The 12287-nt window shown below is 74.2% G+C and carries 9 protein-coding genes; 6 read left to right on the top strand and 3 right to left on the bottom strand.

The window, feature by feature from the left end; genetic code table 11:
• Positions 1-227: 227 nt before the first annotated feature.
• Complete coding sequence (locus ACFYO5_RS07670; RefSeq protein ID WP_388705399.1) at positions 228-800, bottom strand: hypothetical protein; 573 nt, start codon at positions 798-800, stop codon at positions 228-230.
• 278 nt (positions 801-1078) lie between these two features.
• Here ACFYO5_RS07670 and ACFYO5_RS07665 point away from each other — a divergent pair, with 278 nt between their 5' ends.
• The 4 genes from ACFYO5_RS07665 to ACFYO5_RS07650 all read left to right on the top strand — a co-directional run bounded on the left by ACFYO5_RS07665 (position 1079) and on the right by ACFYO5_RS07650 (position 5007).
• A complete protein-coding gene (locus tag ACFYO5_RS07665; RefSeq protein WP_388705396.1) occupies positions 1079-2164 on the top strand; it encodes a WD40/YVTN/BNR-like repeat-containing protein in 1086 nt (361 codons plus the stop codon).
• A gap of 73 nt (positions 2165-2237) precedes the next feature.
• Complete coding sequence (locus tag ACFYO5_RS07660) at positions 2238-2915, top strand: uracil-DNA glycosylase (RefSeq protein ID WP_388705394.1); 678 nt, start codon at positions 2238-2240, stop codon at positions 2913-2915.
• Positions 2912-3919, top strand: a complete 1008-nt coding sequence (locus ACFYO5_RS07655; protein WP_388705392.1) for an N-acetylglucosamine kinase — start codon at positions 2912-2914, stop codon at positions 3917-3919. Before ACFYO5_RS07660 ends, ACFYO5_RS07655 begins: the two co-directional genes overlap by 4 nt.
• 158 nt (positions 3920-4077) lie before the next feature.
• Entirely contained in the window at positions 4078-5007 is a 930-nt protein-coding gene (locus tag ACFYO5_RS07650) for a sirohydrochlorin chelatase (protein ID WP_388705389.1), read from the top strand.
• A 163-nt stretch (positions 5008-5170) separates the two neighbouring features.
• Here ACFYO5_RS07650 and ACFYO5_RS07645 read toward each other — a convergent pair whose 3' ends face one another.
• Together ACFYO5_RS07645 and ACFYO5_RS07640 are read right to left on the bottom strand one after the other, a co-directional pair.
• Positions 5171-6211 (bottom strand): lactonase family protein, encoded by a 1041-nt coding sequence (locus ACFYO5_RS07645; protein WP_388705386.1) that lies wholly within the window; start codon positions 6209-6211, stop codon positions 5171-5173.
• Positions 6212-6950: 739 nt separating this feature from the next.
• Positions 6951-8444 (bottom strand): FUSC family protein, encoded by a 1494-nt coding sequence (locus ACFYO5_RS07640; RefSeq protein ID WP_388705383.1) that lies wholly within the window; start codon positions 8442-8444, stop codon positions 6951-6953.
• A gap of 271 nt (positions 8445-8715) precedes the next feature.
• Between ACFYO5_RS07640 and ACFYO5_RS07635 the strand changes: the two genes are divergently transcribed.
• A complete protein-coding gene (locus ACFYO5_RS07635; RefSeq protein WP_388705380.1) occupies positions 8716-9192 on the top strand; it encodes an Lrp/AsnC family transcriptional regulator in 477 nt (158 codons plus the stop codon).
• A gap of 136 nt (positions 9193-9328) precedes the next feature.
• Entirely contained in the window at positions 9329-12133 is a 2805-nt protein-coding gene (locus ACFYO5_RS07630; protein WP_388705377.1) for a beta-L-arabinofuranosidase domain-containing protein, read from the top strand.
• Positions 12134-12287 lie beyond the last annotated feature (154 nt).

The raw sequence follows: 12287 nt of genomic DNA, 5'->3' as shown, positions 1-12287 counted from the left end.
CGCGCCGCCGCTCCCGACCCGGGGCCGCAGACGTGGCCGAACGTCCGGACGGCCACGGCCGAGGCCCGCTCTGACACCGAACGGCACGGGTCAGCCCGCCGGGCGCTCCCGACGGCACCGCTCAGTCCCTCCACAACACTCCCGACGCCCCTGACGCCGGACGGCACCGCTCAGTCCCGCCACACGCTCCCGACGCCGCTGACGCCCCTCACACCCGACGACAGCACTCAGCCCGTCGGCCGCTCCCGGACCGCGTCGAACACGGCCCACTCCACGGCCCAGCCGTCGAGCCGTCGGCGTTCCAGCCGACCGCGCAGCCACCGGCCGCCGGCACACGGCAGGACCGCCACGGTCACGCCCGCCAGGCCACCGACGAGCGAGGCCCGCACCCGGGCCTGGGCGGCGGTGGCCGGCTCCGTGACCAGGCGGCCCCGGCGATCCGTCCACACCGTCACCGTGGTGCCGGCGGCACTGCCCGGAACGACCCTGACCTGACCGGTGTGGGCGGAGCCGTCGGGCCCGGTCCAGCCGACCTCGGCCCAGACCCGCTCGCCGGAGTGCGCGCCGGCCTCCCCGGGCGCCCGCTCGGTCAGCCGTCCGGCGACCGGCCGCCACTCGACACGCTCACGGGCCAGACTCCGCTCGACGGATCCGGCGGCCGTCCAGCCCGCCAGCACCCCGCACACGACGGTCAGCACCCAGGAACCGAGCACGACCCAGGCCTCCACCGTGTCGGAGCGCCGCTTGAGCGGATTGCGCCGCCAGCGCCACAGCCACACCCTCGGACCACGGAACGCCATCGAAGGCTTCCTCCTCATGCGCGCGTGAACATCCCGACCGCCCTCCCATACGGGGCCGGCGGTGCGGATGCTCAGGACGAGTCCCTCGTCCCGACGGTCCCACGGACGCGGCCGACGCGCGGGCCTCCCGCCGAAGGTGGCCGACACCTTGCGGTCCCGGACCGCCGTCGCCGCTGTGACCTGCGGCGACGTCGATTCCAGGGGTGACTGTCAGTGGCTGGGTGCAGACTGGCCGGTGGCTGGGACAAAGACGTCACAGCACAGCGGAGGTGACCGGCATGACCGACGTACTGCTCGCCGTGGGCACGCGCAAAGGCCTTTTCATCGGGCGCGGGCGCGGGGGCACATGGGAGTTCGACGCATCCCCCTACTTCAACGCGCAGGCGATCTACTCGGTGGCGATCGACACGCGCGGCGGCCGCACACGGCTCCTCGCCGGCGGGGACAGCGCCCACTGGGGACCGTCGGTGTTCCACTCCGACGATCTCGGCCGGACCTGGACCGAACCGGCGAAGCCGGCCGTCAGGTTCCCCCAGGAGACCGAGGCCTCGCTGGAGCGGGTGTGGCAGCTGCACCCGGCGGCCGGCGAGCCGGACGTGGTCTACGCGGGGACGGAACCGGCCGCGCTGTACCGCTCCGAGGACCGCGGGGAGAGCTTCGCACTGGTCCGCCCGCTGTGGGAGCACCCCACGCGCTCCCGGTGGGTGCCGGGCGGCGGCGGCGAGGGCCTGCACACCGTGCTCACCGACCAGCGGGATCCACGCGCGGTGACGGTGGCCGTGTCGACGGCCGGCGTCTTCCGCACCACCGACGCCGGCGCGAGCTGGACGCCCTCCAACTCCGGTGTCTCCGCGGTGTTCCTGCCGGATCCCGACCCGGAGTTCGGCCAGTGCGTGCACAAGGTCGCCCGGGACGCGGTCGACCCGGACCGGCTGTATCTCCAGAACCACTGGGGTGTGTACCGCAGCGACGACGCGGGCGGCCACTGGACGGACATCGGCGCCGGCCTGCCGTCCACCTTCGGCTTCGCCGTCGCCGCGCACCCGCACCGCGGGGACACCGCGTACGTCTTCCCGATCACCGCCGACTCGGACCGGGTGCCCGCGGACCGCCGCTGCCGGGTCTACCGCACGACGGACGCGGGCGGGAGCTGGGAGCCCCTGACGGCCGGTCTGCCGCAGGAGGACCACTACGGCACCGTGCTGCGCGACGCGCTCTGCACGGACGACGCGGACCCGGCGGGCGTGTACTTCGGCAATCGCAACGGCGAGGTGTTCGCCTCGGCCGACGACGGCGACAGCTGGCGGCAGTTGGCCTCGCATCTGCCGGACGTGCTCTGCGTGAGGGCCGCGGTGGTCGGATGAGTCCGACGGGGGGAGCGCGGGGTCCTGGCCACCGGTTGATCGCCGCCGCCTCTACGGCAGTAGGGTGACGCCCGTGGCACCACGACCCTTGCATGAGATCGTCGAACCGGGCTGGGCGAAGGCCCTGGAACCCGTGGCCGGACGGATCGCCGAGATGGGCGACTTCCTGCGCGCGGAGATCGCCGCGGGACGCACCTACCTCCCCGCCGGACCCCACGTCCTGCGAGCCTTCCAGCAGCCCTTCGACGACGTCCGCGTCCTGGTCGTCGGACAGGATCCGTACCCGACGCCGGGTCACGCGGTGGGCCTGTCCTTCTCGGTCGCGCCCGACGTACGGCCGTTGCCCGGCAGCCTGATCAACATCTACCGCGAACTCCACACCGACCTGGGGCTGCCGCAGCCGTCCAGCGGCGACCTGACGCCCTGGACACGGCAGGGCGTGCTGCTGCTCAACAGGGCGCTCACGACGGCCCCGCGCAAACCCGCGGCGCACCGCGGCAAGGGCTGGGAGGAGGTCACCGAGCAGGCGATACGGGCGCTGGCCGCGCGGGGCAAGCCTCTGGTGTCCATCCTGTGGGGCCGCGACGCGCGCAACCTGCGTCCGCTGCTCGGCGACCTGCCCTCGGTGGAGTCGGCCCATCCCTCGCCCATGTCGGCGGACCGGGGTTTCTTCGGCTCCCAACCGTTCAGCCGGGCCAACGACCTGCTGATCCGGCAGGGTGGCCAACCCGTGGACTGGCGCCTGCCGTGACCTCGCCCGCGGGTCCGGAGCGCTCCCCCGGCGTCCTCGCCGTGGACTCGGGCGGCTCGGGCCTGCGGGTGGCCCTCGGCAGGGCCGACGGCGGCGCCCCGGCCGTACGGTCGTCACGGATTCCCGTGCGCACCGGCGCGCGGGGCATCGACCCCGAGCACCTGATGGCACAACTGGTGCCCATGGTGCGGGCGTTGTCCGCGCAGACCGGTGTGGTGCGGCCGGTCGTCGCGGTGGTCGGCGCCGCGGGTCTCGGCACGCTCGGCGGTGCCCTGCGTGCCGAGCTGCCAGGGGCGCTGGCGCGGGAGTTCGGGGTCTTCACGACCGTCCTGGCCGCCGACGCCGTCACCGCCTACGCCGGCGCCCTCGGCACCCGACCGGGTGCCGTGGTGGCCGCCGGGACGGGACTCATCGCGGTCGGCACCGATCTGACGGCCTGGCACCGGGCCGACGGCTGGGGCCATCTGCTGGGCGACTGCGGCGGCGGCGCGTGGATCGGGCGGGCCGGCCTGGAGGCCGCGCTGCGCGCCCACGACGGCCGGGCCGGTGGTTCGGCCGCGCTTCTGGCCTGCGCCGAGGAACAGTTCGGGCCGATGCCCGGCCTGCCCGGCCTGCTCTACCCGCGTTCGGACCGTCCCGCCGTCCTCGCCTCCTTCGCACCCCGAGTGGCCGCGCGCGCACCGGCCGACCCGGTCGCCGCGGACATCCTTCGGGCGGCGGCCCGGCACATGGCCGACTCGGCCGCCGCGGTCTGCCCGCGGGACACGGAACCCCGCCCCCGCGTCGCCGTCACCGGCGGTCTGGTGCATCTGGGCGCCCCCCTCCTCGTACCGCTGGCGGAGGAACTGGCACGGCGGCTGCCGTACGCGCGGCGCGTGGCGGCCGTCGGCGATCCGCTGGACGGCGCCGTCCGCATCGCCGCCGATCTTGCGTCCGGCGCGCTCGGCCTGCCGGCCGACGACACGATGCTGCACGTGACCGGCCGGGTGAACGGCACGTCATGACGGAAAGGGGGAATTGACCCCTTCGGGGGCAAGTCGCCTGGAATACATGCTGATCACTTCTGATCCGTACGTAACTCATCAGACAAAACCGGACGGATACCGCTCACCTGCACCCTCCCCGAACAGGGGAGCCCAGGAAGCCAGTAACATGCGGCGCCATGAGCTCCCCCACTGGGCCCGCGTCCGGCCTCCCTGTACGAATGCCGCGCCCCCGCCAGCCCGGGCGGCACCGCCGACCCGAGCCCCTGGCGGCTCCCGAGGGCGCGCCCGCGCTCGTTCTCGCGGTGCCGGGCACGCCGAGCGCCGCCACCCGCGGCCTCGCCGAGGAGGTCGTGAGCATCGCCCGCTCCGAGCTTCCCGGCCTCGACGCGCGCATCGGGTACCTCGACGGCAACGACGCCGAGTTCCCCGCCCTGCAGTCCGTCCTGGCGTACGCCGCCGACGAGCGCACCGCCCGGTACGAGCGGGCCCGCGCCGCCGGGGTGGACGTCAAGGAGCCCGACGGCCCGGTCGCCGTCGTCGTACCGCTGCTGGCCGGCCCGGACAGCGCGCTGCTGCGCCAGGTTCGCCAGGCCGTCATGGACAGCCGCGTCGCGGCGGACCTGACCGATGTGCTCGGCCCGCACCCGCTGCTCGCCGAGGCCCTGCACGTGCGGCTCTCCGAGGCCGGTCTGGCCCGCGCGGACCGCGCCCGCCTGTTCACCGTGGCCACGGCCGCCGACGGCATCATCCTCGCCTCCGTGGGCGGTGAGGAGGCCGTGCAGGCCGCCGGGATCACCGGCATGCTGCTGGCCGCGCGTCTCGCCGTGCCGGTGATGGCCGCGGCCCTCGACCAGGAGGGGTCCATCGCCTCCGTCGCCGAGCAGCTGCGTGGCTCCGGCTCCCAGCAGCTCGCCCTGGCGCCGTACCTCATCGGCCCGGAGATCGACTCGACGCTGCTGGAGGAGGCGGCCAGGGAGGCGGGCTGCGCGTCCGCCGAGGCGCTCGGCCCGTACCCGGCCATCGGCAAGCTCGCCGTGGCCAAGTACACGACGGCCCTGGGCATCGCGCCGCAGCAGCCGCAGGGCGCACCGGTCCGCCAGTCGTAAGAGACGTGGGGTGTGAGCCCGTACGACCCGCAAGGACGCCGAGAGGGTCCGCTCCCGACCTGGGGGCGGGCCCTTCGTCGTGCGGGTGTGCGGGTGTGCGGGTTGGCGGCTGTGCCGGTCGGCTGACGGAGCGCGAGGGTGGGGGCGGCGACCGCCGCGGCTGTTAGCCGAGGACGACGCAGGACGCCGCCGGCACCCGGATCGAGCCGCCGCGCCGGGGAAGACCGGTGGCCGGGTCGAGGGTGAACCAGGTCACGTCGCCGGAGCGCTCGTTGGCGGCGTACAGGTAGCCGGCGGACCCGGCGAGCGCCCGCGGCCAGCGGCCCCCGCAGGGCACGGCGCCGACGAGCCGCAGCGCCTCTCCGCCGCCCTCGACGGCGAACACCGACAGAACGTCCTCGCCGCGGGTCGCCGTCCACACGAACCGTCCGTCGGGCGCGACGACGATGCCCGACGGGTAGGCGTCCCCGGCGGGCGCGCCGGGCAGTACGGGGACCTCCGCCAACGGTTTCAGGGCGCCGTCCCGGGCGTCCCAGCGGCAGACGGTGACGGTCGGCGTGAGTTCGTTGACGACGTAGGCGTGGCCGCCGCCGGGGTGGAAGGCCAGGTGGCGGGGGCCGGAGCCGGGACGCAGGGAGAACTCCCGGTGCAGGACCGGGCTGCCGTCACGCAGATCGCACACCCGCACGGAGTCCGTGCCGAGGTCCACGCTGACCACCCAGCGTCCGCTGGGATCCGGCTGCACCTGATGGGCGTGCGGTCCCTGCTGTCGCGGGCCGTACGGGCCGGAGCCGCTGTGCCGCAGCGTCCCGGAGGCCGCCGGGGCGAGGGTGCCGTCGGGCCGGACCGGGACGGCGGTGACGCTGCCGGAGCCGTAGTTGGCGGTCAGGACGTGCCCGTCGAACACGCTGAGGTGAGTGGGACCGCCGGCGCCGACCGGCACGAGCGGCCCGACCTGCTCCGGGACGTCCCCCGCCACGCTGTACGCGGCCACCGCGCCCTCTGCCGTCTCGCTGACGGCGTAGAGCGTGCCGCCGCCCGGCGAGAGGGCGAGGTACGAGGGATCGGGGAGGTCGTTCACACTGCTCAGGACGGTCAGCGCGCCACTGCCCGGATCGACGGCCGCCGCCACGATCCCGGGTCCTCCGGCCGCGGTGAACGACCCGATGAACGCCCGCTGGGGCCGCCTGCCGACGTCTGCCACCGCTGTCCCCTCTCCTGCCGCCGATGTCGGGGGTGACGGTAGCAGTCGATCAGACGCGGTCTAGACCAAATTACGGGGGGTGACACGGCAGCTCGCCACGGGGTTCCGACGCGCCGCGCCGACGGCGCGCGGCGACGGGACACCGTCCGACCGGGCGTGGCGGCGGAGCCGGCTCGGAGCAGGCGCGCCCCGCTGGGCCCGGCGCCTGCCGCGACGCCGCAGACGCCCGCGACGCCGCAGGCGCCGGCGAGGGGGCAGGCGCCGGCGCCGGGGGCGCGTCGGCTCGGGCCGCCGCGACCGCCCGAGCCGCTCTGACCGCTCGGACGGTCGAACGACGGCGGCGACCAGGCCCACCGGGTGCGGAGTGCCCGGCCGGGTACGACGCCCGCTCGGGCAGGGGTAACGCCGCTGGGCCGGGAACCGCCCACTCACCCCCAAAGACGTCCCCGGCGGCTCGGGCCACGGCCCACTCGACCGGTGAGACCGACCCGGCGGATCCCCGGCCAGGAGGTACGGGACCACCCGGCGCGGGAGCACGGAACCACCCCGCGCGGGAGCGGATCAGCCCCTCGGGACCACGACGGCTGTGCCGTCACCGAAGCCTTTGACGGCTTCCGTCGACCCTTTCGCCGTCGACCGACGTGCCCGCCGCCGACCGGGTCAGGAGCAGCTCCCTGTGCGTGCACGAGAACGCGAACACCGTCACCCGGGGAGAACCGCACCGCCGGGGCGAGGGTGTTCAGGCACCCACCAGGGGTGAGCCGGGCGGTGTGCGCAGGGGATGGGCGAGTTCCGCCAGGGCGCGTTCCAGGCCGTGCAGGTGGGCCAGGGCGGGTTCGGTGGCCGTGGGGTGATCCGCGGGCGTGAGGTGTTCCGTGCCGCCCTCGGTCAGGGCCTCCACCGCGGCCTGTACGCGCCAGCAGGCGGCGGCGAGGCGGGCGTCGTGGGAGGCCTCCGGGTCGGCGGCGACGGCGACGAGTCCGCGGATCTCGCGGGCGCAGTCGTCGAGCAGGGCGAGGACCCGGCGGGCGCGCGCCTTGCGGCCCAGCATCGGGTTCAGCGGGTGCGTGAGCGGGGCCACGGAGAGCCGGACGCGGCCGAGGAGCTGCTCCAGCTCGGCGACGCGCGCGCCGGGGTCGGCGGCGGTGTCGCCCGCGAGCCGGGCGGCGGCCTCGGCGGTGCCGGCGTGGACGCAGCGCAGCGCGCGCTGGATCCAGGCGTCGGTGACGGCGTGGGTGGTGACGGGCAGCACGAACAGCACGGCGAGGACCGCGCCGAGCGCCCCCACGCCGGTCTCGGCGAGGCGCACCGCCAGCAGGCCGGGGCTGAGGACGCCGAGGAGCCCGTAGAGCAGCTCGGCCAGCAGGGTCACCCAGAGCATCATCCAGGTGTAGGAGACGGCGGCCGTGTAGAAGATGCCGAAGACGCAGACGGCGACGAGGGCGGCCGTGGGCGCGTCGGCGCCGTGCACGGGGACGGCGACGAGGAAGCCGAGACCGATGCCGATGACGGTGCCGAGCACCCGGCGGAAGCCGCGTACCAGCGTCTCGCCGCGGGAGGTGGTGTTGACGAAGATCCACCAGGTGGCGCCGACGGCCCAGTACCAGCGCTCCCCGGACACCAGCTGGCCCACGAGGAGCGCGAAGCCCGCGCCGGCCGTCGCCTGGACGGCCTGACGGGTGGTGACCCGGGCCAGGCCGCGGCCGCCCGGCGGGGCGGGGACGGGGGCCGGCGGGAGGCGGCGCTCGTAGCACCACAGGCCGAAGCGCACGGCCGCCGCGGCGAGGACGGAGAGGACGACGGCCGTGGTCAGCTCGGGGAGCCGTCCGCCGGTCGCGTGCAGGAACTGGGCGACGAAGAACATCATGAACGCGAACACGCCGAGGCTGTGTCCGCGCGGCCCCCACCGGCGTGCGTACACGCCCGCGCCGGTGACGGCCAGGAAGGTCAGGTCGCGTGCGAGGGGGTGGTCGTGCAGGAGGGCCGCGGCGGCCAGGACGGGCAGGCCGACAGCGGGCAGCAGCGCGGTGGTGACCGCCTGGCCGCGCACGGTGCTGTCGGTGACGGTGAACAGGGCGAGCAGCGCGGCGAGCCCGCCGGTGACGGCGCCGACCAGGGAGTACCCGGCCAGGCCGCAGACCACGACGGCCAGGCCGATGCCGAGGACGGCCCGCGCGGCGAAGCGCAGCCGTACCCGCCCCGGATCCGGAGCCACGAACACCCTCTTCAACACTGCTTCCCGCCCCCATCGGCCATCAGGAACACCGGCATGAGAAAGGCGCCGCGGGATCCGCAGCGCCATCGACGCTCCCATGACAGCACTCGTGCCACCGCTGGCTCAAGTGGCACAGAATTGGCTGATCCATTGGTCCACCGTTCACCTGCTGCCAAGGACCGTTGAAGGGCCAACGGACCAGGAAGGGACGGTCCGCCCGGAATACGCCCGGCTGGACCATTGGTACAGTCGGCCGCGATCACCGACGAGGACGAGGAGTCCGGGCACCATGGCCGTCGACCAGCTCGACACCCGCATCCTGCGCCTGCTGCTCGAGCAGCCCCGCACCAGCGTGCGGGAGTACGCGCGCATTCTCGGCGTGGCCCGCGGCACGCTCCAGGCCCGCCTCGACCGACTGGAGCGCGAGGGGGTGATCACCGGCACGGGCCCGTCCCTCTCCCCCGCCGCGCTGGGCCACCCCGTGCTCGCGTTCGTGCACATCGAGGTCACCCAGGGGCACCTCGACGACGTGGGCGACGCGCTGGCCGCCGTACCGGAGATCGTCGAGGTGTTCTCGATCACCGGCGGCGGCGATCTCCTCACCCGGGTCGTGGCCCGCGACAACGCCCACCTGGAGGACGTGATCCAGAAACTGATCAGCCTGCCCGGCGTGGTCCGCACCCGCACGGAGGTGGCGCTGCGCGAGCGGGTGCCGTACCGCCTGCTGCCCCTGGTGGAGTCGGTCGGCCGCACGGCCGGCGGCTGACGGCGGCTGACTGCGGCCACTCTTCGTCAATCCCGTCAGTACCGTTGACGCCCCCCGTCGCTCCTCATAACGTCTGGTCGGTCTTTCGCACGTCGTCCGTGATATCGAACAATGTGGACTCCGGAGGAGCAGCACCATGGCATCGCCCCTCACCAGACGGACTCTTCTCCAGAGCGCGATCCTCGCCGCCGCCGTCCCCGGCGTCGGGGGCGTGGCGGCGTCGGCCTCGGCGGCTCCGGCCTCGACGACGGCGACAATGCCGCCGCCCCCGGCCGCCTGGCAGATCCAGCCCTTCGCCCTCGACAGCGTCCGGCTCGGCGCCGGCGTGTTCGCCGCCAAGCGGCAGCTGATGCTCGACCACGCCCGCGGCTACGACGTGAACCGGCTGCTCCAGGTCTTCCGCGCCAACGCCGGCCTGTCCACCCTGGGCGCGGTCGCCCCCGGCGGCTGGGAGGGGCTCGACGGCGAGGCCAACGGCAACCTGCGCGGCCACTACACCGGCCACTTCCTCACCATGCTGTCCCAGGCCTACGCGGGCAGCGGCGAGCAGGGCTACGCGGACCGGATCGAGACGATGGTCGGTGCGCTGACCGAGGTGCGGGAGGCGCTGCGCCACGACCCGGCCGTACTGAGCGTCGACGGACGGTTCGGCCCGGCGGCCGAGAACGTCCGCGGCTCCCACCGCTACGTCGACCTGCCCGCCGGAGTGCTCGGCGGGGCCGCCGAGGTGACCCTGGCCGCCTGGGTGAAGCCCACGCACGACGGCGACTGGGCCCGCGTCCTCGACTTCGGCGACGACACGACCCGCTATCTGTACCTGGTCGCGCGCAACGGGAACGGTGTGCCCCGGTTCGCCGTCACCACCGGCGGGCCCGGTGCCGAACAGGGCCTCGACGGCACCGCCGCACTCCCCCCGGACCGGTGGAACCACCTCGCGGTCACGATCGGCGGCGGCACCGGGACGCTCTACGTCAACGGCGCGGCGGTCGCCCGGAACCCCGCGATGTCCCTGACCCCGGCCGCCCTCGGCACGCTCGCCCACCACTGGCTCGGCCGCTCCCACTACGCCTCCGACCCGGTCTTCGCGGGCGCGTTCGGCGGATTCGACGTGTGGTCACGTGCGCTGACCGCCGACGAGATCACCGGGCTCCAGACCGCCCGCGTCCGCGGCGACCTCGCCTCGTACGCCTTCGACGAGACGTCGGGGTCCTCGTTCGCGGACTCCTCCGGGCGCGGCCTGACCGCGACCCTGCGCCGTACCTGGGGTGCCCCCAGCCATCCGGGGTTCCTGGCGGCGTACCCGGAGACGCAGTTCATCCAGCTGGAGTCGATGACCGCCAGCGACTACACGCGCGTGTGGGCGCCCTACTACACCGCCCACAAGATCCTGCGGGGGCTGCTGGACGCGCACCTCGCCACCGGCGACGCCCGCGCCCTGGATCTGGCGGCCGGCATGGCCGACTGGATGTACTCCCGGCTGTCGAAGCTGCCCGAGTCCACGCTCCAGCGCATGTGGGGCCTGTTCTCGAGCGGCGAGTTCGGCGGCGTCGTCGAGGCGATCTGCGATCTGCACGCGCTCACCGGCAAGGCCGAACACCTCGCGCTGGCCCGGCTGTTCGACCTCGACCGGCTCATCGACGCGTGCGCCGCGAACACCGACGTCCTCGACGGCCTGCACGCCAACCAGCACATACCGATCTTCACCGGGTACGTCCGGCTGTACGACGCGACGGGCGAGGAGCGTTACCTCACCGCCGCGAGGAACTTCTGGTCCATGGTCGTACCGCACCGGATGTACGGCATCGGCGGCACCAGCACGGGCGAATTCTGGAAGGCGCGGGACGTCGTCGCGGGGACGATCAGTGCCACCACGGCCGAGACGTGCTGCGCGTACAACCTGCTCAAGCTCAGCCGGGCGCTGTTCTTCCACGACCAGGACCCGAAGTACATGGAGTACTACGAGCGGGCCCTGCTCAACCAGGTCCTCGGTTCCAAGCAGGACCGAGCGGACCCGGAGAAGCCGCTGGTCACGTACTTCATCGGCCTCACGCCGGGCCATGTGCGCGACTACACGCCGAAGCAGGGCACCACCTGCTGCGAGGGCACCGGCATGGAGAGCGCCACCAAGTACCAGGACTCGGTGTACTTCAAGGCCGCCGACGGCAGCGCGCTGTACGTCAACCTCTACAGTCCGTCGACGCTGACCTGGGCCGAGAAGGGCGTCACCGTCACGCAGAGCACCGACTTCCCGCGCGAACAGGGCACCACGCTCACCGTCCGGGGCCGTACGGCGTCCTTCGCGCTGCGGCTGCGGGTGCCGTCCTGGGCGACCGCCGGGTTCCGGGTGACGGTCAACGGCCGGAAGGCGAGCGGCACTCCCACACCCGGCACCTACTTCACGCTCTCCCGGACCTGGCGCGACGGGGACACCGTGCGCGTGTCGGCCCCGTTCCGGCTCCGCGTCGAGAAGGCCCTGGACGACCCGTCGACGCAGACCCTGTTCCTCGGCCCGGTCAACCTCGTCGCCCGCGACCCGTCGACGTCGTACCTGGAGTTCGGCCTGTACCGCAACGCCGCCCTCTCCGGCGACCTGCTGCCCTCGCTGACACCCGTGAGCGGGAAGCCGCTGCACCACACGCTCGACGGCACCGAGTTCGCGCCCTTCTTCGAGGGCACCGAGGACCCGACGCACGCCTACGTGCGGCGGACGGAGCCCCGTGTCGTGTTCGGCAACACCGACTCCGGGGTGGCCAATCCCGCCAAGGCGGACGGCACCACGCTGCTCGACGAGGTGTGGGCCGCCGCGCCGTTCCGGGGGAAGGCGGCGCTGGTGACGCGGGTGCGGAGCGTGGTGGCGGCGTGGGTCGCCGACGGACTGCTCGGGCGGGCCGACGGGGAGAAGGTGGTGAGCACCGCGCGGGGGGCGACGTTCGTGCCGTGAGCCCAGGGGCCGCCAGTATCTTGCCTTCGGCTCGGGCCGGGATCAGGGCGCGGCGGCCGGTGCCGTGCATCGCCAGGCGGAGGAGGGAGCCGGGGCGGAGCCCGTGGGGGTCGAGAGCCGGGGGAACGACGACAACGCGGCGAGGTGCGGTGCC

The sequence above is a fragment of the Streptomyces sp. NPDC006259 genome (genome assembly GCF_042870975.1).
In the GTDB taxonomy this organism is placed as follows: domain Bacteria; phylum Actinomycetota; class Actinomycetes; order Streptomycetales; family Streptomycetaceae; genus Streptomyces.
This window is presented reverse-complemented; position numbering and strand designations above follow the sequence as displayed.

What these genes read in the sequence shown, in the direction of transcription:
- ACFYO5_RS07670 (WP_388705399.1), bottom strand. Translation starts at nt 800, where the DNA reads ATGGCGTTCCGTGGTCCGAGGGTGTGGCTGTGGCGCTGGCGGCGCAAT.
- ACFYO5_RS07665 (WP_388705396.1), top strand. Translation starts at nt 1,079, where the DNA reads ATGACCGACGTACTGCTCGCCGTGGGCACGCGCAAAGGCCTTTTCATC.
- ACFYO5_RS07650 (WP_388705389.1), top strand. Translation starts at nt 4,078, where the DNA reads ATGAGCTCCCCCACTGGGCCCGCGTCCGGCCTCCCTGTACGAATGCCG.
- ACFYO5_RS07635 (WP_388705380.1), top strand. Translation starts at nt 8,716, where the DNA reads ATGGCCGTCGACCAGCTCGACACCCGCATCCTGCGCCTGCTGCTCGAG.
- ACFYO5_RS07630 (WP_388705377.1), top strand. Translation starts at nt 9,329, where the DNA reads ATGGCATCGCCCCTCACCAGACGGACTCTTCTCCAGAGCGCGATCCTC.